A 26,778-nucleotide genomic window follows, 5' to 3' on the forward strand; every position below is an offset into this window, starting at 1 on the left:
GTAAATGATTGATCCCATACTCTTACTCGAAGCGAAAGAACTATCCCGTTTTTTCGGCGATACTGCAGCTGTTAACAACGTCAGTTTTAATATCAAACAAGGTGAGGTACTTGGTTTTTTGGGACCAAACGGCGCCGGAAAAAGTACCACCATGCGTATGCTGACCGGCAACCTTGCTCCTGATAATGGACAGATAATCATTAACGGCATTGATTTACTGGATAATCCTAAACAGGCCAAAGCCTGCATTGGCTATCTGCCCGAAACACCACCACTATACAAAGAGCATACTGTCAGCGAATTTTTACAGTTCTGCGCCCGCCTGAATGGCATAGCTAAAAAGCAGCAAAAAACCGCTGTCGACAATGTGATTGAACGTTGTGGCCTGGCTGATGTCAGTAAGCGCTTGATTGCTAATCTATCAAAAGGGTTTCAACAACGTGTTGGTATTGCTCAAGCGATTATTCACTCACCAGCCGTAGTGATACTGGACGAACCGACATCGGGACTGGACCCTATACAAATTCGTGAAATACGTCAGCTTATCCGCGATATTGCCAATGAACACAGCGTTATCCTGTCTACCCATATTCTGCCTGAGGTGCAGATGTTATGTGACCGGGTGCAGATCATTTCAAAAGGCCAGTTATTATTTAATGACAGTCTGCAAAAGCTTACTGAGCAAATGCAATCTACCGCTATTGTTGTTGGTTTTTCGCAAAGTATTGGGCAACAATCTCTGACTTCACTTCCTGGTGTGATCGATGTAGAAAAAATGGATAGTCATCGCTACAGAGTGACGTATCTTCCTGAGCAAAACCCAACACAAGCCCTATTAAAAAGTGCTGTTGAAAATAACTGGCCGTTAAGGTCATTAATACCAGAGCAGCATTCTTTAGAAGATGTCTTTATGAAAATTATTCGTGAAGAAGATGCCCATGCTTAACATTGCTCGTAATGAATTACATCGCTTGTTTTTATCACCACTTGCCTGGGTGATGTTAGCGTTGAGTCAGTTATTGCTGGCTTACCTGTTTTTAACGCATATGGATTATTTCAACAGCATCCAGAGTCGAATTTCTGCTATTCCAGGTGCTCCCGGTGTGACAGAACTTATTGCTATGCCTCTGTTGAGTAATGCCGCAATTATTGCTTTGCTTATCAGCCCATTATTAACGATGCGCACCCTTGCTGAAGAAAGACGAAACGAGACCTTGCCTTTGCTTTCATCAGCGCCACTCAGCATATTCGATATTGTGCTTGGAAAATTCTTTGGTACCTTAACCTTTTTCCTATTAATGACATTGCTCACGGTATTCATGATTTGTTCATTGGCTGTTGGCACCACACTAGATTTTTATCAGTTAAGCGCCGGTGTACTAGGGCTTGTTTTATTAGTTGCCAGCTTTACCGCCGTTGGTATTTATATGTCCAGTCTGACCAGACAGCCAACTATCGCGGCCATCAGTACGTTTGCCATTCTCTTTTTATTCTGGATTATCGATTGGGCAAGCCACAGCACCACCGAATTCTCACTGTTTAGTTGGTTATCCCTGCTAAAGCACTTTGAACCGATGATTCAGGGACAAATCAATACACAAGATATCAGCTACTTTTTAATCATTATTGCGGCTTTTCTATTATTGACTGTACGTCGACTGGATAGAGAGCGTTTAGACTAATGAAAATCACCAAACGCGCACAACACCTGATTCGTTTTCAGCAAATCGTTTTCTATGCCTTATTAATTGCAGCTGTGGTCTTATTGAGTCAGCTGTCTATTTCAACTAATAAACAGTTTGACTGGACTCAGAATCATCGGCATACCTTATCTGACACCAGTTTAACTATTCTCCATAATTTAAAAGATAGCATCACTATCCAGGTCTTTGTTAGCCCTGACTATGAGTACCGTTCAGCTATCGTTGAGTTGCTACAACGTTATCAACAACACAGCGATAAACTGAAAATCCAGTTTGTTGATCCCAGCTTCTCACCGGATATAGTCAGACAATTTAATATTCAACAGCAAGGCGAAATGGTCATCAGCCGTGGTGAACAAAATCAGCATGTATTTGATCTCTCGGAACAATCACTGACCAATGCCATTGTCACTGTCTCCAGACAATCGCAACCCTGGTTAGTATTTATCGAAGGTCATGGTGAGAGAAGCCCTTATGACAGAAGTGATTTTGGCCTCGACACACTGGCGAAAAACTTGGAAAGTCAGGGTATAAAACTTCGGTCACAGAATCTTCTGGAAGCGCCCGAACTACCAGATAATACAGCGGCCTTAGTCATTGCCAGCCCAGAAAAAGAATGGCTTCCAGGTGAAATCAAAATCGTTCGTGACTATTTAGATAAAGGCGGTAACCTCTTATGGTTAGCCGACCCGACTCAGACAAAATCATTAGCGCCTTTAGCTGAGCAGTTAGGCATTGAATTCGTGCCGGGCACGATTCTCGATCCCAACTCCAGCATGCTGGGAATTCAAGATCCAAGATTTGTTCTGATTACTGATTATGCGAACCATCCTGTCGGGCAGGCAGTGAAAAGCGTGACCTTATTGGCAGAAGCGACAGCCATACAAAAACGTGATGAAAACACAGAAAGTCCGTGGCACTACATTAATTTGCTCAACAGTCAGCCTAACGCCTGGGTAGAATCAACACCCATTACACAAGCCAATCTTAGCCAGCAAAAATATAACGAGGGTGCTGATGTATCAGGCCCGGTTTCACTCGGCATGCTAATTGACCGTGATACAGAAAAGGACGATAGTCAGCAACAGCGCATCGCGGTTATTGGTGATGCCGACTTTGTCGCCAATAGTTATATCGGTAACGCTGCCAATCTGGACTTAGGTATGGCGCTGATTAATTGGTTAGTTGAAGATGATGGTCTCATTTCTATTCCGATAAAAACCAGTATCGGCACGCAGCTTACCTTATCAAAAACACAATCTATTATTATTGGTTTTGGCTTTTTATTTGCTGTGCCATTACTCCTCCTCACTATCGGGCTGACCTTGTGGTGGCGGAGAAAACGTCGATGAAAAGCAGCTATTTTACAAACTTCATTTTATTGTTATTAGTTGTCGGGTTGTTCTGGTTTTCGCAACATAACACTAACAAGCAAGCTGACAACTCAGTTCAGTTATTAACCTCTTTAAATCCAGAAGATATCAACACGATTGATATCCAACAACGTCAAAAAGACGATATAAAACTAATACGCAATAATCAGTCCTGGCAACTGATGTCGCCTTACCCTGCCCCGGTGAGTCAAACTCGTATTAATCTTATTCTGAGCTTGTTAAAAACGCCGGTGCATGGCGAGTTTCAGCCAATGGACACTTCATCACTTGCCCAGTTTGGTCTGAATACACCCGCCGTCATTGTCAGCATGAATAATGAGAGTTTTGCTTTTGGTGATGTGGAATCAATCAGCAAACGACGTTATGTTCTATATCAGCATATGATTTATCTGATTGAGGATGATGTCACCCCTTTATTAACAGCAAGTGCTGATAGTTTTATTGATAACAGACTGATTACTGAAAATAATACGATTGAAAAACTCAGCCTTCCCCACTCACTGAGTAACTCAGATATAGTTCAGATTGATAATGTCGATGGGCAATGGCATAGCGATGATAAAAAACTCACGGCTGACCAATTAAAAATACTGATAGATGGCTGGCAGTTTGCCTACGCCACTCAGGTAAGAAAACTCGCGCCAGAGGCTTTAACTGCGTTGCCTAGTCCTCAAATACGCGTATGGCTCAAGGATCAGCAACAGCCTGTTTCTCTTATCCTGCAAACCACAGATAATAATCTTACTCTGATTAATCCAGACTCAGGTTTGGAATATATTTTCCCTATGGCAATGAGCACGCAGTTGTTGCCGGACACACCGACTCAAACAAATTAATCGACTATGCCTGAACTACCTGAAGTAGAAACCACTCGGCGTGGTATTCAGCCCTTTATTAAAAACCAGTCCATTACCAAAATGGTGGTGCGTCATCGCGGATTACGCTGGCCGATTCCTGAAGGGCTGGAATCCATCGTAAAAGATCAAACTGTGCACACAATTGAGCGCCGAGCAAAATATTTACTCTTACACTGTGACACCGGCACCTTGATAATCCATCTAGGTATGTCCGGACGTTTACGTGTGCTCGATAATGATAACAACATCAATAAACATGATCATGTCGATATCTTTTTTCACAACGGTTATGTGTTGAGGTTTACCGACCCACGCCGCTTTGGTGCCGTTTTATGGACAGAGAAATCATATGAACACCATCCACTCATTGCCCATTTAGGGCCAGAGCCTTTGTCAGATGCCTTTGATCTTAACTATCTTCATCAGCGTGCCAAAGGTCGGACCAGCCCTATAAAAACATTTATTATGAATGGTGAAGTGGTGGTCGGCGTCGGTAATATCTATGCTAATGAAGCCCTTTTTATGGCGGGCATTCACCCGAGTACTGCTGCCGGTAAAATCAGCAAAAAACAACTTGCTGAATTAGTCGATGCCATCAAAAAAGTATTGGAAAAAGCCTTGCTCGCAGGAGGAACAACCTTACGTGATTTCAGAAAAAGTGATGGCAATCCGGGATATTTCGCACAAGAACTCCACGTCTATGGACGGGAAGGACAAGCCTGCTTACGCTGCCACACCCCGATAAGCAGTATCAGGCAAGCGCAAAGAGCTACTTATTTCTGCCCCCAATGTCAGCCTCGCTGATTATTTCTGCTCTGAAAAATACTGCGCCAGCAAACGAATCTCTTGCTCAGTATAGCCAGCGGCATGCTGTGTCATGACAGTCGCCTCTCGCTGCCCATGCTTGAAAGCCAGCATTTGCTGAACAAAATAATTTTTGTTTAAGCCAGCGAGGCTAGGCGTTCCTCCCTGACTATGACCATTGGTACCATGACAAACAGCACATGCAGATGCCAATAACGCGACATTACGGGGATCAGCCTGTGCAGTATGAATTGAAATCAACATAATCCCAGCTACCATAAAATGAGAAAAACGCATTTTTGTCTCCATAATCCAACGCCAGTTATAAGCCTACGTTATAATGTCGCTTTAATCATCAGCTAAGTTTCCATGTCAGAAAAAATTCAATTAGAAGATATCATTCCGGATGAATTGATGGGTATGCGCATCGATCAGGCGCTCGCCAAAATGTTTCCCGAATATTCACGCGGACAACTGACAAAGTGGCTTAAAGCCGGTGATGTGCTGGTCAATGGGCAGTTACTTAAACCTAAGGAAAGTATTCAGGGTGGTGAGAAAGTCACTATCGGTACAGAACTGCAAGTCCAGGATGAAAGCTGGCTGGCTGAAACAATTGCTTTAGATATCATCTACGAAGATGACGATGTCATCATTATCAATAAACCAGCGGGTATGGTCGTACACCCCGGCGCTGGAAATCACCAAGGCACCCTAGTCAATGCGTTATTAGCCCATGCGCCACAACTGGCCAATATTCCTCGTGCCGGCATCGTGCATCGAATCGATAAAGCCACAACCGGCTTATTGATGATCGCCAAAACCTTAACTGCGCATAACTCACTGGTTTCCCAGCTTCAGGCTCGTAGCGTTAAACGTGAATATCTGGCTGTCGCCTGTGGTGTTTTCACCGCCGGAGGAACTGTTGATGAAGCAATTGGTCGTCATGGTATTGATCGCAAAAGAATGGCAGTCAGCGCAACAGGGAAACCTTCAGTGACCCACTATCGTGTTGAACAACGTTATCGTGCGCATACCTTGATTAAGTGCAAGCTTGAAACCGGTCGCACGCATCAGATCCGCGTACACATGGCTCATATTAGACACCCTCTTTTAGGAGATCCGGTTTACGGGGGCCGATTTAAACAGGCAAAAGGCATGACCGAGTCTTGCCGAGAAGTCATTCAGAATTTCCGCAGACAAGCGTTACATGCCGGTTTACTTGGCTTTATCCATCCAACGACTGGCGAAGAAGTGTCATGGCAAATCGATTTACCTGATGATATGCAACAGTTGGTGGATGCTCTGGCAGCTGATGCAGAAATGATTGACTGACTTTAACCTATGACATTGCATTGAATTCTCTGTCGTGGACAATACTTCACGGTCATGAGTCAATTCATACATCAGTTGGTACGCCATTAGTATTCAGATTATCTCATCAAGGAGACAATACAGCGTGATGACTGTGAATCATCTATATCCATCTCTATCTGCTCTCATTAAAGCAGGATTGTGTGCTTTTTTGCTTTTCTTTAGCCTGTCCAGCCTGGCATCAGCTGAGAATGTCAAAGACGCAAAGTTCAGTCATCAAACAGTGCTTGATTTAGCCAAAAAATTAGCCAAGGAGCCCTATAAGCTTCCTAAACAAGCGCCCATTTCACTTACCCGCCTGGATGCCGAGACCTATCAGAAAATTCGCTTCCAGCAACATGCCGCTATTTGGGGTAACTCACCCTCCCCCTTTTCTATCCAACTATTTGCTCCCGGTTTTTTATATAAGAACCTGGTGAATATTGATATTGTTGAAAGTGGAAAAAGTGTACCAATTAATGTCACCGAATCTTCGTTCAAGGTACCTAATCCGGAAATTGCCAAAGCGCTCGCTCAAGTTGGGAAGTATGCTGGATTCCGTCTGCACTACCCGCTTAATAATAGTCAGGATAAAAATGAGTTCATTATTTTTCAGGGTGCCAGCTACTTCAGAGCCGTCTCAAAAGGTCAGCTTTACGGCATTTCAGCCAGAGGTTTAGCCATTGATGTAGCAGAGCCCAAAGGTGAAGAACACCCTACGTTCACTCACTTCTGGATAGAACGGCCAGGCAGAGAGCAAAAAGCGATCGTTGTTCATGCCCTACTTAATAGTAAAAGTGTCACCGGCGCATACCGTTTTGGGATTTATCCTGATGATCCCACCCATATGGATGTCAAAGTTACTCTATTTCCACGTGCTGATATCCCACATATTGGTCTAGCACCGCTGACCTCAATGTTCCTACATGGCGGGATGGTGCCTGCGAAATCAACGGATTACCGGCCAGAAGTGCATAATTCACAAGCATTGGCCATCACCACAGGGAATAACGAACATTTATGGCGCCCCCTGAATAACCCTAGTTCACTACAGATCAGTGGCTTTATGGATGAACATACCAAAGGATTTGGACTGATTCAGCGTGATCGTCAGTTTGTGAATTATCAGGATTTAGAAGCACATTATGAACTTCGCCCTTCTTTATGGGTAGAGCCTATTGAAGACTGGGGTAAAGGTCAGGTTCAACTATTTGAAATTCCTTCTAATGCGGATAGTAATGACAATATTGTGGCTTACTGGCGCCCGGAAGGCGGATTAAAAAAAGGCCAGACCTTTAGTTACAACTACCGTCTTATCTGGTTAAACGATATCAATCCAATGCCCGGCAAAACAAAGATTGTGCGCAGTGCCAAAGGACAATCGTCAGAAGATGGCAACAGAGTGATGATTATCGATTTTAGTCACATTAGTGCCGAACAATTGAAAACGCTGAGCATTAATGCATCCAGCAATCATGGAAAAGTTGTTAAAACAAAGCTGATAGCTAACCCTAATATCGACGGCGCTCGTGTATTTTTGACCTTCAATCCGGAAAATGCAGATGTTGCCGAATTACGATTGCAATTAATGAATAAAAATATTCCTATCAGCGAAACATGGCTATATCGTTGGATTAAGCCAGGTCTATTTACAGGCGAATAATGAAAGCACATAAAGTTTTACCTGAGCGCGCACCACTAGATATGCCACGTCACCGTGTTAATGAACGCGGTCAAGCCTTACGTCAAAATTCAGTCTCCTTTTTTTATTCATTAAGTACTGTTTTTTCACGGTTATTTATTTTATTGGTCACGGTTGGCTTATCCAGCTACGGTATTATCGAAATGCATGGCGTGCTCAGCACCAATAGCATTACGTCATTACAGTGGGTGTTTTTGTTTTTGTTCAGTTTGAACTTTATCTGGATATCATTTGCTTTCTCGCAGGCATTATTGGGGTTTTTAATTAATCTCAAACCACGCCTTATTAAAAAAGCCGAGACCGATCCCGCCTTCAAAACGGCCATTTTATTTCCCGTCTATAAAGAAGAACCCGGCCGAATTGTGGCAGCAATAAAAGCCATGCGTGAAGATTTATTAAAACAGGCACCCGGTAAATATGCTTTTTTTATATTAAGTGACACCAATCAAGCCAATGCCTGGCTGGCAGAAGAAAAAGCGTTTATTGAATTATTTGAAACCCAGGATGAAAACTGCCCGGTTTATTATCGCCGCCGTGCCAATAATCAGGAGCGTAAGGCCGGTAATATTGCGCATTGGGTCACTAACTGGGGTGGCGCATATGAAGCGATGATCGTGCTGGATGCAGATAGCTTGATGAGTGCACAAAGCATGCTCACATTATCTCGCAGACTGGCAGCAGCGCCCGGTGTTGGATTAATCCAGACGCTACCCACTTTAATTAGCGCCAGTAGCCTGTATGGCAAGTTACAACAATTTGCCAATCACTGTTTCGGTCCTATTTACGCTGAAGGCCTGGCCGCATGGCATGGATTGTCTTCCAACTTTTGGGGTCACAACGCCATTATTCGCACTCAAGCGTTTGCTGAATCATGCTCATTACCGATATTACCCGGTAAAGCCCCTTTTGGTGGTCATATCCTCAGTCATGACTTTATAGAAGCAGCGCTGCTTCGACGTGCAGGCTGGGGCGTCAGATTTGATACCGATATTCAACACTCTTATGAAGAAGCACCTCCGTCATTAACCGATGTGATTGTGCGTGACAGACGCTGGTGTCAGGGTAACTTACAGCATGGGCGCATTCTGCTTGCGCATGATCTGGCATTTCCAACCAGACTGCATATTTTCTCTGGCATGATGTCCTACCTCAGCGCTGTGCTCTGGTTATCGTTAATCATGGTCGGTTTAGCCATTGCTGTTCAGGCTCAGTTAGTTCGCCCCGAATATTTTGCAAACCCGTCACTGTTCCCTATCTGGCCAGTATTTGATGCTGAACGTGCACTGGAGCTGTTTATTGTGTCTATGGCGATTGTTCTCGCACCAAAACTGTTTGGCTGGTTTGCTGCTTTGGTGAATTGGCGCCGTTGCAGACAATTTGGCGGACCAATTTTATTAACCCTGAGTACGCTTTTTGAAACGTTAATGTCGGCACTCTATGCGCCTATTCTAATGGTTGCTCAGTTTGGTGTTGTCTGTCATATCCTTATGGGCAAAGACAGTGGCTGGAACCCTCAGTCGCGAGATGATGGTGCCCTGAGTTTAGGACAAGTTACCCGTGCCCACCGGGGCCATACCTTGTTTGGTTTTATCCTGGCAGGTATTTCTTACGGCTTAAGCATCGAAATGTTTTATTGGCTGTTACCCATATCCGGTGGACTGATGCTGTCTATTCCTCTTTCATGGTTAAGTGGAGGAGCAAAACGGGCGAGACCCTTTACGATTTTCGGCTTCCTAAGGGCACCAGAAGAAAAACGTCCTAGCGCCATTGTCAAAAGCCTACTTGAACAGATTAACAACACGCCTAAACAAGAGCCTATTGATACTCCGCTTATTTGTCTGGATCAACATGCCGGACTCTGTAAATGGCATCTGGCTCAGTTGCCGTTAATTGATGCGCCGAAGCCTGACGAATTCCATGCACCGACAGTAACGGCCGAATGGAAAATTCGACATGCCTCCTCTCTGCAACAACTGGAAAAGACATTAGAACCCGTTGAGTTGATTGCCTTACTCTCACAAGAGTCAGCCGTGAAACAACTCAAAACACATGGCCTGGTCAAACATCATGACTAAACCTACAAGCTAGTGGTTAGCCTTCTATGACAACACTTTTACATATATCCGACTTACACTTTGGACGTATTCTGACTGATGTTTTAGAAGGCTTAAAACGTAGTATTCGTGTCTTAGCACCCGAGATGATTATCATTAGTGGTGATCTGACCCAGCGTGCAACAGCCAAAGAATATCAGCAAGCCGCTGAATTTCTTAGCTCACTCAATACACCTTATTTTATCGTTCCCGGCAATCATGATCTCAGTACATTCCGAGTTGTCGAGCGGTTTATCTGTCCATGGCGTAATTGGAAAAAGTGGATTCAGTCTGATTTAGAGCCCCAGTTTTCAACAGAAGACTATCAGCTTATGGGTATTAACACTGCCAGAAAAGCCGGTTTTTATATGGATTGGTCCAGAGGGCGAATCAGTCCTTCACAAATACAACAAATTACACAGCAGATGAGTCATGCACCGCAGCAACAACTTCAACTGCTTGTGGCACACCACCCTTTCTGGCTACCTCCGCAATATGAAGCCAGGCATCTCATCGGCGGTCGCGATGAAGCGTTAGCATCATTTAAAGGCCGTGGTCTTGATTTAATACTCAGTGGGCATGTGCATATTGATTATTGTCACGTGCTTGACGGTATGATCATCTCTCATGCTGGCACCACCACATCAGATAGGCTTCTACCCGATACGCCAAATAGTTTTAACGTGATTCAAGGTGATAAAAACCGTTTGACTATTACCCGTCACCATTGGCAGCAAGGTGAATTTCAACTATCTCAGTCACAGACTTTTCAACGTAAAAACGGGCAATGGCATGAAGCCTAATCAAAACAGAAGGCCCGAAACCAAAATACCGGTTTTTGTGAATAAACACGCGGGTAGTGCTGAAGCCGTAATAAACAGCTTAACAGCATATGACAGCATTACTCTCCACAGCTTATCTGCCACCGATATGCAAACGGCTATTCAAAATGCCATTGATGATGGTCATAAACGCATTATCGTCTCAGGCGGTGATGGTACGTTGGCATTAGCCGCTGGGATAATCACCGGTACAGAAACTGAACTGGCCATTATTCCAGGTGGCACGCTCAACCATTTTGCCCAGCGCTTATCCATTCCGACCGATACCTCTTTAGCCATCGAACTGGCTACTCATGGTAAGGTGGCCAGCACCCATGTCGCTTATGTTAATGATCAGATATTTCTCAACACAAGCTCTGTTGGCGCTTATGTGACTTTTGTTCGCACCCGTGAATATCTGGAACGAAAAATGCGATATATGATGGCCAGCATATTGGCAGGTATCAGAAGACTCTACCATTTTCGCCATACTCACATTATTCTGAATGAACAAAAAATCAAAACGCCTCTGGTGTTTGTTGGCGTCGGTGAACGCGATCTTCAAATCCCATCAGCAGGACAAGTTAAAGCTGGTGGCCGTGAAGGTCTGCACCTTATCGTTATTCGCTGCAACAGTAGCTGGTCAGCTATCAAACTCGTTTTTAGTGCGATGTTAATGGGAATTGATCCCTTAAAAAAAGCAAAGCTTGTCGATAACGCCATTATTGACGAGGTGAAAGTGACCCTGCGTTCACGTAAGAAATGGCTTACTGTTGCTGTTGATGGGGAGTTAATCAAACTCAAACCACCATTACACTATCGTTTCAAACGCGATAGCCTGAATGTTGTTGTTCCAGATGCGAAGGATGGAGATACATGAGTAATCGAACACGGTTTATACACCGACTTAGTTGGTTTTTAGATGAATCGATCACCTTACCCGGTGGCTATAAAATCGGCGCTGACGGATTTCTAGGTCTTATTCCTGGCTTTGGTGACTTTATTGGTGGCCTGCTTTCCAGTGTGATTATTTATCAGGCTCATCAGCTAGGTGCACCAAAAATGATTCTGTTAAAAATGGCTATCAATATGTTAATTGATACCACACTTGGTGCTATTCCGGTCATTGGTGATGTCTTTGATTTTGTCTGGAAAGCTAACCGGAGAAATGTCGCTCTACTCAGCGAGTATGAGCAACAACCCCGGCAGGTATATCGTAAAACACTGCTGGAAAATATCGCTATTATTCTTATCTTAATCACCATGATTGGCCTGGCGGTAGCCTTTGTCGGCTGGATTATCAGCTTAATCTGGACGGCATTGTTTCAATCATAGTAAGAAAAACAACTATCAATAAAAGGGAGTTATTATGGACTTAATACGAATTCTGATTGCTATTTTGTTACCACCGCTTGGCGTATTCTTACAAGTCGGCTTCGGTGGTGCTTTCTGGCTAAATATCCTGCTAACTATTCTCGGCTATATTCCAGGTATTGTTCACGCAGTATGGATCATTGCCAAGCGTTAATACCGAGTATGATGCCTTTTGTAATCAAGGCATCACGTCAAAATCGAATTTTTTTTGATGCCGGGACTTATCCCGGCATTTTTGTATTTGTCTATGATCAATAATGTTGCGATCATATAACGCTAGATCCTGCAAACCTCTCTAAGGTGAAAAATGAATAAAGTATTAATTTCTGTTCTGGGAAGTGATCAACCCGGAATTATGGCCGTTATTGCAGATGTGATTAATCAGCGCAATGGCAATATTGAGAATTTGAGTCAAACGCTGCTCAACTCTGTTTTTGGTGCGTTATTACTTGTTGATGTTCAGCATGAGGAAGTGGCTGAAGAACTTCAAACAGCATTAGAAAACGCCTGTAACAACATGGGGCTATTCATCCGTGTACACCCATGGAATGAAAAAGCATCAGACTGGTATCAAAATAAACCTGAGGTTCAACCCTATATTGTCACGGTTATTGGGCCAGATCGTCAGGGCATTGTGGCTGAAGTGGCTGGACAACTGTTTAAACACGGTGTGAATATCACCAATATGCAAGCTATTTTCAAGGGTGGTAAAAACCCCATGGATAATTTAATGGTATTTGAAATTGATGTACCTAAAGCCACGATCATGAATGATTTACGTGATGCGCTTGCAGAAATCTCACAACGACTGGATCTGGAAGTCAGTGTGCAACATCGTAAAATTTTTGATTCCGTGAGCAATATACTTAATTAATCGCCGTTATATTCTTACCCGTTCATATCAGGACATAAAATGATTAATCCCAAAGACATTATTTCTACCTTACAAATGGTACGTGAAGAAAATCTGGATTTACGTACTGTGACCGTAGGGATCAGTCTTGCTGATTGTGTCAGTGACGACATTAATACTTTTAAACGCAAAATCTACGACAAAATCACCCGTATCGCCGGCAATCTTGTCAGTACCTGTAACCGTATTGAAAGACGCTACGGCATCGAAGTGGCTAATAAACGCATTTCTATTAGCCCCATCGGAGTAGTGGCTGCCCCCTTTAACTCTGATCAAATGGTGGAAATTGCGCTCACGCTTGATAAAGCTGCCTCAGAATTAGGTATCGACTTTATCGGTGGCTTCACCGCTCTAGTGGAAAAAGGTATGACACATGGTGATAGAGCACTCATCAATGCTATTCCACAAGCATTAACTGAGAGTCAGCGCGTCTGCTCTTCAGTCAATGTCGCCAGCACCCGTGCCGGTATCAATATGGATGCCATCAAAGATATGGGCGTCATCATCAAACAAGCCGCTGAGATGACAGCAAAAGACGATGGCCTGGCAGCAGCAAAACTGGTTGTGTTTGCCAATATCCCGCAAGACGTGCCATTCATGGCCGGTGCTTATCTTGGCATTGGTGAAGCTGATGCCGTTGTCAGTGTCGGTGTTAGTGGCCCAGGTGTGGTCAAAGCGGCCCTGGAACGTGCTCTTGAAGAAGAAGACGGCATGGACTTAAGTCGTGCCGCAGATGTGATTAAACAGACAGCAGCGCGCCTTACAAGAGCGGGCGAATTAGTTGGCCGTGAAGTCGCTCAATTATTAGGGTTACCCTTTGGTATTGTTGATCTTTCACTCGCCCCTACGCCGAATAAAAACGATAGCGTCGGTGAAATTTTTGAGGCTATCGGTTTACCTGCGATAGGCGCACCTGGTAGTACGGCCTTTTTATCAATGTTGAATGATGCGGTTAAAAAAGGTGGTGCGTTTGCCAGTTCACACGTCGGCGGACTCAGTGGCGCCTTTATTCCGGTTTGTGAAGATTTGACGATTGCTGATTCCGCAGTGAATGGCACATTATCACTGGAAAAACTGGAAGCCATGACAGCCGTATGTTCTGTTGGCTTGGATATGGTCGCTATACCTGGTGACACCTCTGCAGAGATGATTTCAGCCATTATTGCAGATGAAATGGCCATTGGTGTTATCAACAAAAAAACCACGGCAGCACGTCTGATTCCTGCGCCAGGCAAGAAAGCCGGTGATCATGTTGTCTATGGTGGTTTATTAGGTGAAGGCCCGGTCATGGCTGTTAACATGGGTAGTCATGAGAACCGCTTTGTTCGACTCGGTGGACGTATTCCATCTCCAATACAAAGTCTAGTTAACTAAATCTAAGGCATAAAAAAAGGGCTGATAAATCAGCCCTTTTTTATTTTCTCTAGAAATAATAACTTATTTCTTAGCAGCTTCACGCTCTTTTGTTTCTTTGATAACTTCGTCAGCTACATTACGTGGACATGGCATGTAGTGTAAGAACTCCATAGAGAACTGACCACGACCCGATGTCATTGTACGTAGTGAACCGATGTAACCAAACATTTCACTCAGTGGTACTTCAGCTTTAATACGGACACCAGTTGCACCCGCATCCTGAGACTTGATCATACCGCGGCGACGGTTTAAGTCACCAATAACGTCACCGACATTATCTTCTGGTGTAAACACGTCAACTTTCATGATCGGCTCAAGTAACTGAGGACCCGCTTTAGGAATAGACTGACGGAAACCACCCATTGCGGCTAATTCAAACGCGATGGCAGATGAGTCAACGGCGTGGAATGAACCATCAAATAAATTCACTTTAACGTCCAGTAATGGGAAGCCGGCTAATACACCTCTACCCATCATTTTCTTGAAGCCACCCTCAACAGCAGGCCAGAATTCACGAGGAACTGTACCACCAGTTACTGTAGATTCAAAAGCAAAACCGCTACCTGGTTCACCTGGTTCAATGATGTAATCAATGCGACCGAACTGACCAGAACCACCTGATTGTTTCTTGTGCGTGTAGCTGTCTTCCACACGTTGCGTGATAGTTTCACGGTAAGCCACTTGCGGTTCACCAACGATAACGTCCACACCATGAGTACGCTTCAGGATATCTACTTTGATATCCAAATGCAGCTCACCCATACCTTTCATGATGGTTTCGCCACTGTCTTCATCGGTTTCAACACGGAATGAAGGATCTTCTTTAATCATTTTACCCAGAGCGATACCTAATTTCTCTGCCGCACCTTTATCTTTAGGTGCAATAGCGATTGAGATAACAGGATCAGGGAAGACCATTGGTTCAAGTGTTGCTGCGTTCTTCGGATCACATAATGTGTGACCTGTTTGAACATCTTTCATACCTACAATAGCGATGATGTCACCCGCGTGAGCGTAATCAAGCTCGTTACGGTCGTTCGCATGCATTTCCACCATACGACCAACGCGTTCTGTTTTACCTGTGAAGGTATTCAGAATGGTGTCACCTTTGCGAATTTCACCAGAGTAGAGTCGAACGAAGGTCAGTGCACCAAAACGGTCATCCATAATTTTGAATGCCAATGCACGTAGTGGACCATTGATATCAACAGTCGCCACTTTACCTGTTTCGTTACCTTCTAAATCGACTTCTGGTTGTGGATCCACTTCTGTTGGATCAGGCAGGTAATCAACAACAGCATCTAGTACTAATTGAAGACCTTTGTTTTTGAACGAGCTACCGCAGTAAGTTGGGAAGAACGCTAATTCTAATGTACCTTTACGGATACATTTTTTCAGTTCATCAATAGAAGGCTCTTCACCTTCCAGATATTTTTCCATCAAATCATCGTCCTGCTCAACCGCAGTTTCGATAAGTTTTTCACGCCATTCTTCGATCTGGTCAGCCATCTCTGCAGGTGGCTCTTCAATGCTGTAGTTTTCAGGATCTTTTTCGTCAGGCCAGTACCATGCTTTACGCGTTAACAGGTCAACAACACCTTTGAACTCATCTTCGATACCGATTGGCAGAACCATAACTAAAGGTGTGGCAGCAAGAACATCTTCAACTTGCTTAACAACGCGGTAGAAGTCTGCACCCATACGGTCAAGTTTGTTAACGTATATCAGACGAGATACTTCTGATTCGTTAGCATAACGCCAGTTAGTTTCTGATTGAGGCTCAACACCACCACTACCACAGAAAACACCAATACCACCGTCAAGTACTTTTAATGAACGATATACTTCGATAGTGAAGTCAACGTGTCCCGGTGTATCGATAACATTTAAACGGTAACCTTTCCATGCACACGTGGTAGCAGCAGACTGAATGGTAATACCACGTTCAGCTTCCTGATCCATGAAGTCCATAGTTGATTCACCTTCGTGAACCTCACCAGTTTTATGAATTTTACCGGTCAGTTTCAGGATACGCTCAGTTGTTGTGGTTTTACCCGCATCAACGTGGGCGAAGATACCTATATTTCTGTACTTGGATAAATCAGAAGCCATAATCCTGTCTCTATTATTTAAATGAACAATTCGTGCATTTACACGGAGTTAAACCCGCCAATTCTAAACTAGAATCTTTGTATATGCACACATTTATAAGTAAAAAAGCGACAAAGACTGCTATGTCGCCATTCAATAAATCTACTATCAGGTAATGACAGCGTGATGTTAAATCATTTGCGGAATCTATAAAGGCTATTTAAACCTGTGTTGCATCGGTACCCATTGATAACGATATACAACCCCTGGTACCGACAGCACCAAAAACAAACTCAACACTGTCACAAAAAATTCCCAACCTTGTGAGTAAACATCTCCGGAAAAGCGGATTTCAAAAGCAATACCGATAAGCAGGCTGATAAAAAAATACACGACTAATTCAAGTAACCGTATCCAGTTGGATTTTTGTTCCAGTGCATAAACAAAAAATACACGTTCGCCTATCCACGGTAGATTTGCCAATATAAAAAACAGCCCTAACATAAGCCAAATAGACATGTTGTTTCCTAAGAAAAAACGGTAGAACAAACCGACATTAATAATCCTGGAAATATCCCCAGTGCTAGCACCAATAAAGTATTAATGCTCAATACAAAACCAGCTGAACCTGAGGTATTCGCTTCATGATGGTGTTCGGCATCATCAAAATACATGACTTTTATGACACGTAAATAATAAAAAGCACCAATCACTGACATCACCACCGCAACCAACGCAACGGCTAACATATCTGCATCTACCACCGCTTTAACTACACCTAATTTGGCATAAAAACCTGCTAATGGTGGTATTCCTGCCATTGAAAACATCAAAATCAGCATTAACAAAGCCAACCACGGATGTTGTTTGCTCAGTCCTTTAAAGTCATCAATATTATCTGCTTCAAAGCCGTAACGGCTCATCAACAGAATCACACCAAAACTGCCTAATGTCATGAGGGCATATACCAAGGTATAAAACATCGAAGCGGCATAACCTGCTTCCGTACCGGCAAGTACACCCATCAATAAAAAACCGACATGAGAAATCGTAGAATACGCCAGCATGCGTTTAATATTGGTCTGAGCGATAGCCACAACATTACCGATTATCATCGATAAAACAGCCATCAACATCAACATCGGTTGCCAATAGCTTTGTAAGTCTATCAGTCCATCGACTAATAATCGAATCAACAAAGCAAAAGCAGCAATTTTAGGTGCGGCGGCAATAAAAAGCGTCATCGCTGTCGGTGCACCATGATAAACATCCGGTAACCACATATGAAACGGCACCGCGCCAAACTTAAAGCCGATACCAATAATAATAAAAACCAGTGCAAAGCTTAGAATTGTGTCATTGCTGGACGATGAATACACAGCTGTAGCAATATCCTGCAACATCAAACTTCCTGTAATGCCATAGATAATAGACATGCCATATAACAACATTCCCGAAGCAATCGCACCGAGGATGAAATATTTCATCGCAGCTTCAGTCGCAATCGCCGAATCACGATGCATTGCTACCATGGCATAAAGACACAAGGACAATAACTCCAGCCCTAAATACAAAGTCAGAAAGTGATTCGCCGACACCATAATCAACATACCCAGCGTGGCGAACAAGGCTAAAACATAAAACTCGCCTTGAAGTAATTGGCGTACCCGTAAATATTCAACGGAATATAACAAGACACACATATTCACCAGACAGATGGCTATTTTTAATACATCACTCAGGCCATCTTTAACATAAGTGTCGGAAAAGGTCTTTCCGGCTTCGCCCCAGGAAGAAACCAGGATAATCAGTACAGCAAGTAAACTTAACTGGCTGAGCCCATAGACCCAACTCACTTTTCTACTGCCGGTAAAAGCAACAAATAATAAGACAACACAAGCCATTGCCAGCATGACCATTTCAGGTAATGCAAACAACATATTTGGCACTTGGTAGTTCATTATCAATTGTCCTTTTAGAGCTTGGATTGAGACACTTGTGTTAATAAATTTTCAACAGAAGCGTGCATCACGTCTAACAATGGATCAGGCCAGAGACCTAACACTAAAACAATCACCGCTAAACTCGCTAACAGCATAAATTCACGGGTATTAATATCTTCCAGTTCAGCAACGTGTTGATTTGCCACTTCACCAAAAAAGACTCGTTTCACCATCCACAAGGTATAGGCTGCACCAAGAATTAAGGTTGTCGCTGCCAGAAAAGCAAACCAGAAATTCGCCTGAAAAGCAGCCAGAATCACCATAAACTCACCCACAAAACCTGATGTGCCTGGTAGACCGGCATTTGCCATGGCAAAAAATACCGCAAATGCCGTGAATGTCGGCATGGTATTAATAACCCCACCATAGGCACTAATTTCACGGGTATGCATCCGGTCATACAATACACCGACAGCCAAAAACATCGCTGCGGAAATAAAGCCATGTGACACCATCTGCACCATGGCCCCTTCCACCGCCAGCACTGCCCCACTACCTGTTGCTGAGTTAAAAAATATTCTGAAAACAATAAATAAGCCCAGCGTCACAAAGCCCATATGAGCAATACTCGAATAGGCAATTAATTTTTTCAGGTCCGACTGTACCAGTGCCACAAAGCCAATATAAACCACAGCAATCAATGACAAGGTAATCAATAACCAGTCAAAAACCATACTGGCATCCGGTGTAATAGGTAAGGCGAATCGGATAAAACCATAACCGCCAATCTTTAAGGTAATAGCCGCCAAAATGACTGAACCGCCGGTAGGGGCTTCAACATGTGCATCTGGTAACCAGGTATGCACTGGCCACATCGGTACTTTGACTGCAAATGCAATCAAAAAGGCAAAAAACAGCCAGGTTTGCTCGGTCATGGATAAAGTGACCGCATGATAATCCAGCAATGAAAAACTGCCTGCAACGTGATGCAAATACAGCAGAGCAATTAATAAAAACACCGAACCAAAAAACGTATACAAAAAGAATTTGATCGTGGCATAAACGCGATTCGGCCCACCCCAGATGCCGATAATCAAAAACAATGGAATCAGCATGGCTTCAAAAAACACATAAAACAATATGGCATCCAATGCTGAAAATACCGCCAGCATCAAACCTTCCATAATCAAAAAGGCAGCCAGGTAATGATTTAAGCGATATTCAATGACACGCCAGCCTGCCACTACAACCAGCAATGTCGAAATCGTTGTTAAAATGATTAACGGTAAAGAAAACCCATCAATACCAAGATGATAATTAATGGCAAACGTCGCAATCCAGGGATGCAACTCCTCAAACTGCATTTGATATGAGGTATTGTCAAAACCGATATACAGAGCGATGGATAATAAAATAGTCAGTGACGCTGTCCCCACCGCGAGCCATTTACTCAGGCATTCCCGATCATTCAAAAACAGGCATAACAAGCCTGCAGCAATGGGTAACCAGATAATCAGACTTAACAATGGGAGTTGTGTCAGCATGGTTTTCTATTCCGTCCCTGTCATGCTACAAAAAAGGTGAGTAACAGGCCCACACCAATAATCATTGCAAAGGCATAGTGATACAAATAGCCAGTCTGTATCTGTCTGGCTAAACGTGAACACCATGCCACCGTCTTGGCTGAACCATTCACCAGGGCACCATCAATCAGAATACGATCACCAACTCGCCATAAAAGCTGGCCTAGTTGACGGGAGCCACCAGCAATCACCGTCTGATTAAAGTCATCAAAACCATATTTATTGATCAGGATTCGATAAATAAACTGACCTTTATTCTGTAAAACAGCCGGTAAATCAGGTCGCCGTAAATATAAAAACCAAGCTATCACGATACCCGCCATGGCCAACCAGAACGGAGCCGCCGTGAGCCCGTGCAATATAAAGCTCAACACACCATGAAATTCTGTTGCCTGCTCAGCTAGAATTTCATGAGTTGCTGCCACATAAATAGCATCCGCAAAAAACTCACCGTAGACCACGCTACCGATCCAGTAACCAGCAATAACCGAAGGGATTGCCAGCAGTATCAATGGCAAGGTGACCACCCATGGAGACTCCTTAGGCTGATGTCCGTGCTCAGTGTTAAATCGTGGCTTACCATGGAACACCATAAAAAACAGGCGGAAACTATAAAGGGATGTGATTAATACGCCCGATAACACAGAAAAATAGGCAAAGCTATGACCGGGTATATTCGAAGCATGGACAGCCTCAATGATGGCATCTTTAGAAAAGAAGCCGGCAAAACCAGGGAAACCGATCAACGCTAAGGAACCAATCAGGCTGGTCCAGTAAGTTATCGGCATATACTTTTTCAGCCCGCCCATCTTGCGCATATCCTGCTCATGATGCATAGCGATAATCACCGAACCTGCCGCCAAGAAAAGTAAGGCTTTGAAAAAAGCATGCGTCAACAGGTGGAAGACACCAGCGGCATAGGCTGACACACCTAATGCCACCGTCATATAACCTAATTGTGACAAGGTCGAATAAGCGATAACACGCTTAATATCGTTTTGAACTAACCCCAGCAGCCCCATAAAAAAGGCAGTAATGGCGCCAATAATCAGTACAAATGACAATGCCGTTTCTGAAAGCTCAAACAAAGGTGACATACGCGCCACCATGAAAATACCGGCCGTCACCATGGTCGCCGCATGGATCAGTGCTGAAATAGGCGTCGGCCCTTCCATTGAATCTGGCAACCAAACATGTAATGGTACTTGTGCAGACTTACCCATAGCGCCGATAAATAATAATATGCAGGCCAGTGTCATTACCGACCATGTCACATCAGGAAATAGGCTAATGGTTTCTTCTGCCATATATGGCGCTTGTTGGAAGACCGTCACATAATCCAGACTACCGGCATACATCAGTACCGCAGCAATACCCAGTAAAAAGCCAAAATCCCCGACTCTATTGACCAGAAAAGCCTTAAGATTGGCGTAAATCGCCGTCGGTTTTTTATACCAAAAACCAATTAATAGGTAGGACACCAGCCCTACGGCTTCCCAACCAAAAAATAGCTGCATAAAGTTATTCGCCATCACCAGCATCAGCATGGCAAAGGTAAACAACGAAATATAACTAAAGAAACGACAATAACCATCGTCATCGTGCATATAACCAATGGTGTAGATATGCACCATCAGCGAAACAAAGGTCACCACGGTCATCATGACAGCACTTAAGCTATCAATCATAAAACCGACTTCAAGCTGCAATGAGCCAGCCTGTAACCATTGATAAACCATACCGTTATAAGTCAGCCCATCAACAGTAACGAGCTTCAGTACCCAGGCAGATAAAAAGAAAGCAACACCTACAGAAAAAATAGTAATCCGATGCGTCCAGCTTCGTCCCAAATGGCGACCAAACAAACCTGCAGCGATACTGCCAAACAAAGGCGCGATGACAATGGCAAGCAGCAAGCTCTGTGGCATTCGTTACCCCTTTAACCTATCAAGGTCAGACACATTAATGGTACTGAGATTACGGAATAAAACCACCAAAATAGCCAGACCAATAGCCGCTTCCGCTGCTGCCACCGTTAAGATAAAGAACACAAACACCTGACCAGCGGGGTCTCCCAGAAAGTGCGAAAAAGCAATAAAGTTAAGATTTACCGCTAACAGCATTAATTCAATACACATCAATAAAATAATGATGTTTTTACGATTCAAAAAAATGCCCGCTAAAGACAAGCTGAACAATATGGCAGCGAGAATAAGATAGTCAGATAACACCATCATGGCTCTCTCCCCTCTCCTTCCTGTGTCTGCCGAAGATCCACCATTCTGAGCCGATCTGTCGATTTAACTGTCACCTGTTTAGCCGGATCCTGCAATTTACGGTGGTGCTCACGCAATGTCAGTGTGATGGCCGCCACAATGGCAACCGTTAAAATGACAGAGGCAATTTCAAACGGATACACATAGACGGTATACAACAAACGTCCCAACATTTTGGTATTGCTGGCATCAGTCGCTGCAGCGGCGCTAATATTAAATTGTGGAGCATTCAACACAGCAATCATCTCCACCACAATCAACGCCGCCACAATAATGCCGAGTGGTAAATAACGCGTGAAACCTTCTTTGAGTGGTGCCAGATCAATGTCCAGCATCATCACGACAAAGAGGAATAGCACCAACACCGCCCCCACATAGACAAGGACCAGACTAATGGCAAGGAACTCTGCTTCTAGCATTAGCCAGATACCAGCACTGGTGAAAAAGGCTAATACCAGAAATAACGCTGCCCGCACTGGGTTACGTACTGTTATCACCATCGTTGCAGCAAACAATAAAATAACCGCAAAGGTATAAAAGATTATGCTTTCCACTAGTCAGTCATCCTAACGATATGGTGCATCAGCCGCACGATCAGCAGCAATCTCTGGCTCATATTTATCCCCTATTGCCAGTAATTTATCTTTAGTCATAATTTGTTCGCCTCGATTTTCAAAGTGAAACTCAAAATGACGAGTTTCGACAATGGAATCGACCGGACAGGACTCTTCACAAAACCCACAATAAATACATTTAAACAAATCAATATCGTAACGTGTGGTGCGACGACTGCCGTCATCCCTGGGCTCGGTTTCGATAGTAATGGCTAATGCCGGACAGACCGCTTCACATAATTTACAGCCAATACAGCGTTCCTCCCCGTTCGGGTAACGTCTTAATGCATGAAGTCCTCTGAACCGGGGTGACTGAGGTGTTTTTTCTTCAGGGTATTGAACCGTCACCTTACCAGCAAATAAATAACGCCCGGTTAAACGAAGTCCCTGAATGAGCTCCCACAATAAAAAACTCTTAAAAAAATGACGGAGACCTGACATCATCCCCCTCCCGCAGTTAATACTGCACTTTCTGTGAACCAAGGCCCGATATCCAATACTTGAGCCGTCGACACAATCACCAACCAGACAAGTGTCACCGGAATAAATATTTTCCAGCCCAAACGCATAATCTGGTCATAACGATAACGCGGAAATGTTGCTCGAAACCACAGATACATAAACAAGAATATGGCTGTTTTTGCTAATAACCACACCAAACCAGGTACCCAGGCAAAAGCCGATTCCAACACAGGGATACCGTCAAACGGTGATAACCAGCCGCCCATAAATAACGTCGCAGCCAGCATGGAAATCAAAATCATATCGGCATATTCAGCGAGGAAAAAAATAGCAAACGCCATACCGGAATATTCCACATGGAAACCGGCGACGATTTCAGACTCCCCTTCAGCAATATCAAACGGCGCCCGGTTGGTTTCGGCCACCCCGGAGATAAAATAAACAATAAACAGCGGAAACAGTGGTATGAAATACCAGTGCCAGAAGCCACCTTGCTGAGCCAGCACAATCTCACCAAGATTCAGACTGCCAGCCGCAATGAGTACACCGACCAGAGCAAATCCCATAGCAATTTCATACGACACCACTTGTGCCGCACTACGTAATGCGCCTAAAAAGGCATAACGAGAATTAGATGCCCAACCTGCCACCACCACGCCATACACACTCATTGAGGTGATCGCTAAGATGTACAAAAGACCGGCATCAATGTCAGCCAACACCATGCCATCATCAAACGGCATTACCGCCCAGGCCGCCAGCGCCGGGCCAATCGCCAAAACTGGCGCTATCAGAAACAAATATAAATTGGATTTTGCTGGAAAAATCACTTCTTTAAGTAGCAGTTTCAGGCCATCTGCTATCGGTTGTAATAATCCCCAGGGACCGACTCTGTTAGGACCAATCCGCGTTTGTATATAACCAATCACTTTACGCTCGGCGTAAGTCAGATAGGCGACTGACAGCATTAAAGGCACAATAATTAATAAGATCTTCAGCAGATTCGGCAAGATATCCTGTAAAAACATATCGATCATGTGGCTGCCTCACTTTGAGAAACAGAGACCTGACCAAATAAGCTGACTAAGCGGTTAGCCGCATCTGTAGTGGCCGCGACATACACGCAGCCATCTGCAATATTGTCATCAATCTCTAATGGTAAGCGTACCACTTTGTCTTCTTGTGTCAGCGTCAACGGCGTTTGATGGTTCAAATCCCATTTTTCTGCTTCTTTTCTGTTGATACGGGCAAACTGGGCACGCTGAGTTTCAGGCGTTTTTTGTAATGCGTCACTGTGTCTTAGTAAAACATCAGTCCGATACATTGGCACTTCAGAAATCATCATCAACTCTGATTCCGCCGTCAACGAATCAGGAATATAAGCTGAAACCGTCTTCGCCTGCATCTCAGACTGGTTTTGTCGAATCTCATCCACCACATCCTGTGACGAAATATAGTCAAACCCTTGTATTTGGCTGACATTGCCCAGTACACGCAGAACTTTCCAACCAGGCCGACTATCACCTCTGGGAGCAACAGCACCAGCAAACTGCTGCCATTGTTTATCCATTCCGACAAACGTGCCAGATGTTTCAGTAAAACAGGCCGTGGGTAATATCACATCGGCCGTTTGTCTTAAAAATTCACTGTCAAAACTATGCAGCCCCACCACAAAACTAGCGCGTTTTAATGCCTGTTTGGCTATTACTGGCACCGCAGTATCCTGTAATGCATCAAAGTCCATCAGCACATAAGCCCGCAGACTCTGTTGCCACATTTGCAGACTATTCTTAGCTGCACCACCGGGTAGCGTATTGGCAATCAAATGAGCCTGACTATTGGCTGATGGCATAACAACACAACGGCTGCCAGATAACTCGGCAATCTTCTGCACTAAAGCACGAATTTTCGCTGCATTGGGATGGTGATTGGCTAAATCTCCTACAATAAGTGTTGCGGTAGTGGCATTGGATAATTGCATTGCCACATTTTGCTCAAACGCACTGGGCGTACGTTCCGGATACAAAGCTTGCCACTCATCATCAGTGTCATTGGCAATTGACGATAAGACTTTGGCAATACCAGCTAATGTTGTGAGCATCGCATTGATATCAACAGCCATTTCATACTCAACCGGCATCAGCATATCGGTCAGGAAAAAATTGATATTAGTTACTGCCGCTCCAACCAAGGCCGCCTGTCTTATCCGATGAGCAAGGATAGGTTGTTCAGCCCGGATATTGCTGCCAATCAAGACAACAGCATCACTTTCCTGCACTTCTGCCAATGTCCAATTATTCAGAGGATACTGTTCTGGATGATCTGAAAAATCCTGTTGACGCAGGCGATGGTCAATATTCTCAACACCTAAGCCCCGTAACCATTTCTGAAAAAGAAACGCTTCTTCCAAGGTCGCTGTCGGGGAAATTAAGCCACCCACCTCTTCTGTTCCATGTTTGTTAATAACGGTTTGCAAACCTTTTACCGCTGCTTCCAGCGCGGTTTGCCAGTCAACCACCTGCCAGTCACCTTCCACCTTAATCATCGGATCAGTGAGTCGCTTTGAATGTGCCAAGCCTTGGTAGGAGAACCTGTCTCTATCTGATAACCAGGCCTCATTGATAGACTCGTTATCTCTTGGCACCACTCGCATCACATCATTTTGTCTGACATGCAGCTCAATATTGGAACCAATGGCATCATGAGGTGCGATAGAAGGATGGGCTTTCATTTCCCAGGCACGCGCCTTATAACGAAACGGTTTTGAGGTTAAGGCACCCACAGGACAGAGATCGATAATATTGCCGGACAGCTCTGAAACCAGACTGTGCTCGACATAGGTACCGATTTCCATATGTTCGCCACGCCCAGTTGCCCCAAGCTCTTTAACGCCGGCGATTTCCACACCAAAACGAACGCAACGAGTGCAATGAATGCAGCGTGTCATATCGGTACGAATCAAAGGCCCAATATCTTTGTCTTTGACAACACGTTTGCCTTCTGTAAAGCGGCTAACGCCTTCGCCATACCCCATGGAAAGATCTTGCAACTCGCATTCACCACCCTGATCACAGATAGGGCAATCCAGCGGATGATTAATCAGCAAAAATTCCATTACACTGCGTTGAGCATTGACCGCGACTTTGGAATGAGTAAACACCTTCATGCCTTCCGTAACGGGAGTCGCACACGCTGGTAACGCTTTACGGGATTTATCAACTTCAACCAGACACATCCGGCAGTTCGCCGCTATCGACAGCTTTTTGTGATAACAAAAACGTGGAATATCAATGCCCGCCTCATCAGCAGCCTGAATAATCATTTTTGTTGAATCCACTTTCAGCGGAATACCGTCGATTTCGATATTAACCATGTCTACTCA

25 protein-coding genes are annotated in these 26,778 nt (G+C 44.1%); 14 read left to right on the plus strand and 11 right to left on the minus strand.

The annotated features are described in order from the left end of the window. Positions 1–4 precede the first annotated feature (4 nt). Genes MAMP_RS12955 through mutM form a run of 5 tightly spaced genes read left to right on the plus strand, consistent with a single transcriptional unit; the run spans position 5 to position 4,758 of the window. Positions 5–946, plus strand: a complete 942-nt coding sequence (locus MAMP_RS12955) for an ABC transporter ATP-binding protein (protein WP_007146530.1) — start codon at positions 5–7, stop codon at positions 944–946. After that, a complete protein-coding gene (locus tag MAMP_RS12960; protein WP_007146531.1) occupies positions 939–1,682 on the plus strand; it encodes an ABC transporter permease subunit in 744 nt (247 codons plus the stop codon). Before MAMP_RS12955 ends, MAMP_RS12960 begins: the two co-directional genes overlap by 8 nt. After that, positions 1,682–3,055 carry a GldG family protein gene (locus MAMP_RS12965; protein ID WP_007146532.1) on the plus strand — a complete coding sequence of 458 codons (1,374 nt, stop codon included), beginning with the start codon at positions 1,682–1,684 and terminating at the stop codon, positions 3,053–3,055. The genes MAMP_RS12960 and MAMP_RS12965 overlap by 1 nt, the downstream gene beginning before the upstream one ends. Next, positions 3,052–3,933: a DUF4340 domain-containing protein gene (locus MAMP_RS12970; protein WP_007146533.1), complete on the plus strand. Its 882-nt coding sequence runs from the start codon at positions 3,052–3,054 to the stop codon at positions 3,931–3,933. Before MAMP_RS12965 ends, MAMP_RS12970 begins: the two co-directional genes overlap by 4 nt. Positions 3,934–3,939: 6 nt before the next feature. Continuing rightward, positions 3,940–4,758, plus strand: a complete 819-nt coding sequence (mutM, locus tag MAMP_RS12975) for a bifunctional DNA-formamidopyrimidine glycosylase/DNA-(apurinic or apyrimidinic site) lyase (protein WP_007146534.1) — start codon at positions 3,940–3,942, stop codon at positions 4,756–4,758. Here the strand turns inward: mutM and MAMP_RS12980 are convergent, their stop codons facing one another. Continuing rightward, a complete protein-coding gene (locus MAMP_RS12980) occupies positions 4,759–5,055 on the minus strand; it encodes a c-type cytochrome (RefSeq protein WP_007146535.1) in 297 nt (98 codons plus the stop codon). A 72-nt stretch (positions 5,056–5,127) separates the two neighbouring features. On the opposite strand from MAMP_RS12980, the gene rluD reads away from it, so the two are divergent. The 9 genes from rluD (at position 5,128) to MAMP_RS13025 (ending at position 14,385) form a co-directional block, all read left to right on the plus strand. Continuing rightward, positions 5,128–6,090 (plus strand): 23S rRNA pseudouridine(1911/1915/1917) synthase RluD, encoded by a 963-nt coding sequence (gene rluD / locus MAMP_RS12985; RefSeq protein ID WP_007146536.1) that lies wholly within the window; start codon positions 5,128–5,130, stop codon positions 6,088–6,090. Between the two features lie 127 nt (positions 6,091–6,217). Continuing rightward, positions 6,218–7,771 carry a glucan biosynthesis protein G gene (locus MAMP_RS12990; RefSeq protein WP_040576604.1) on the plus strand — a complete coding sequence of 518 codons (1,554 nt, stop codon included), beginning with the start codon at positions 6,218–6,220 and terminating at the stop codon, positions 7,769–7,771. Continuing rightward, positions 7,771–9,885, plus strand: a complete 2,115-nt coding sequence (mdoH, locus tag MAMP_RS12995; protein WP_007146538.1) for a glucans biosynthesis glucosyltransferase MdoH — start codon at positions 7,771–7,773, stop codon at positions 9,883–9,885. Before MAMP_RS12990 ends, mdoH begins: the two co-directional genes overlap by 1 nt. Positions 9,886–9,911: 26 nt before the next feature. Then, positions 9,912–10,706 carry a metallophosphoesterase family protein gene (locus tag MAMP_RS13000; protein WP_007146539.1) on the plus strand — a complete coding sequence of 265 codons (795 nt, stop codon included), beginning with the start codon at positions 9,912–9,914 and terminating at the stop codon, positions 10,704–10,706. After that, positions 10,696–11,604, plus strand: a complete 909-nt coding sequence (locus MAMP_RS13005; protein WP_007146540.1) for a diacylglycerol/lipid kinase family protein — start codon at positions 10,696–10,698, stop codon at positions 11,602–11,604. The genes MAMP_RS13000 and MAMP_RS13005 overlap by 11 nt, the downstream gene beginning before the upstream one ends. Continuing rightward, positions 11,601–12,059, plus strand: a complete 459-nt coding sequence (locus MAMP_RS13010; RefSeq protein ID WP_007146541.1) for a DUF4112 domain-containing protein — start codon at positions 11,601–11,603, stop codon at positions 12,057–12,059. The genes MAMP_RS13005 and MAMP_RS13010 overlap by 4 nt, the downstream gene beginning before the upstream one ends. A 34-nt stretch (positions 12,060–12,093) precedes the next feature. Further along, positions 12,094–12,252: a YqaE/Pmp3 family membrane protein gene (locus MAMP_RS15970; RefSeq protein ID WP_007146542.1), complete on the plus strand. Its 159-nt coding sequence runs from the start codon at positions 12,094–12,096 to the stop codon at positions 12,250–12,252. 153 nt (positions 12,253–12,405) lie between these two features. Further along, entirely contained in the window at positions 12,406–12,972 is a 567-nt protein-coding gene (locus MAMP_RS13020; protein ID WP_007146544.1) for a glycine cleavage system transcriptional repressor, read from the plus strand. Between the two features lie 39 nt (positions 12,973–13,011). Beyond that, positions 13,012–14,385 (plus strand): PFL family protein, encoded by a 1,374-nt coding sequence (locus MAMP_RS13025; RefSeq protein WP_007146545.1) that lies wholly within the window; start codon positions 13,012–13,014, stop codon positions 14,383–14,385. Positions 14,386–14,448: 63 nt separating this feature from the next. On the opposite strand, the gene fusA is transcribed toward MAMP_RS13025, so the two are convergent. From fusA to nuoG, 10 genes are all read right to left on the minus strand, one after another. Then, complete coding sequence (gene fusA, locus MAMP_RS13030) at positions 14,449–16,539, minus strand: elongation factor G (protein ID WP_007146546.1); 2,091 nt, start codon at positions 16,537–16,539, stop codon at positions 14,449–14,451. A gap of 195 nt (positions 16,540–16,734) precedes the next feature. Beyond that, positions 16,735–17,037, minus strand: a complete 303-nt coding sequence (locus tag MAMP_RS13035) for a DUF2818 family protein (RefSeq protein ID WP_007146547.1) — start codon at positions 17,035–17,037, stop codon at positions 16,735–16,737. A gap of 8 nt (positions 17,038–17,045) precedes the next feature. Continuing rightward, entirely contained in the window at positions 17,046–18,479 is a 1,434-nt protein-coding gene (gene nuoN / locus MAMP_RS13040) for an NADH-quinone oxidoreductase subunit NuoN (RefSeq protein WP_007146548.1), read from the minus strand. 14 nt (positions 18,480–18,493) lie between these two features. Further along, positions 18,494–20,005 carry an NADH-quinone oxidoreductase subunit M gene (locus MAMP_RS13045; protein WP_007146549.1) on the minus strand — a complete coding sequence of 504 codons (1,512 nt, stop codon included), beginning with the start codon at positions 20,003–20,005 and terminating at the stop codon, positions 18,494–18,496. Positions 20,006–20,025: 20 nt separating this feature from the next. Beyond that, on the minus strand, positions 20,026–21,972 hold the full coding sequence (gene nuoL, locus MAMP_RS13050) for an NADH-quinone oxidoreductase subunit L (protein ID WP_007146550.1): 1,947 nt from the start codon (positions 21,970–21,972) through the stop codon (positions 20,026–20,028). Positions 21,973–21,975: 3 nt separating this feature from the next. Then, positions 21,976–22,281 (minus strand): NADH-quinone oxidoreductase subunit NuoK, encoded by a 306-nt coding sequence (gene nuoK / locus MAMP_RS13055; RefSeq protein ID WP_040576605.1) that lies wholly within the window; start codon positions 22,279–22,281, stop codon positions 21,976–21,978. Then, on the minus strand, positions 22,278–22,874 hold the full coding sequence (locus tag MAMP_RS13060; protein WP_007146552.1) for an NADH-quinone oxidoreductase subunit J: 597 nt from the start codon (positions 22,872–22,874) through the stop codon (positions 22,278–22,280). The genes nuoK and MAMP_RS13060 overlap by 4 nt, the downstream gene beginning before the upstream one ends. Positions 22,875–22,886: 12 nt before the next feature. After that, complete coding sequence (gene nuoI / locus MAMP_RS13065; RefSeq protein WP_007146553.1) at positions 22,887–23,378, minus strand: NADH-quinone oxidoreductase subunit NuoI; 492 nt, start codon at positions 23,376–23,378, stop codon at positions 22,887–22,889. Next, complete coding sequence (nuoH, locus tag MAMP_RS13070) at positions 23,375–24,433, minus strand: NADH-quinone oxidoreductase subunit NuoH (protein ID WP_007146554.1); 1,059 nt, start codon at positions 24,431–24,433, stop codon at positions 23,375–23,377. The genes nuoI and nuoH overlap by 4 nt, the downstream gene beginning before the upstream one ends. Next, positions 24,430–26,769: an NADH-quinone oxidoreductase subunit NuoG gene (gene nuoG, locus MAMP_RS13075; protein ID WP_007146555.1), complete on the minus strand. Its 2,340-nt coding sequence runs from the start codon at positions 26,767–26,769 to the stop codon at positions 24,430–24,432. Before nuoG ends, nuoH begins: the two co-directional genes overlap by 4 nt. Between the last annotated feature and the right edge of the window lie 9 nt (positions 26,770–26,778).

The organism is Methylophaga thalassica MP, assembly GCF_000214595.1.
Classification (GTDB): Bacteria; Pseudomonadota; Gammaproteobacteria; order Nitrosococcales; family Methylophagaceae; genus Methylophaga; species Methylophaga thalassica.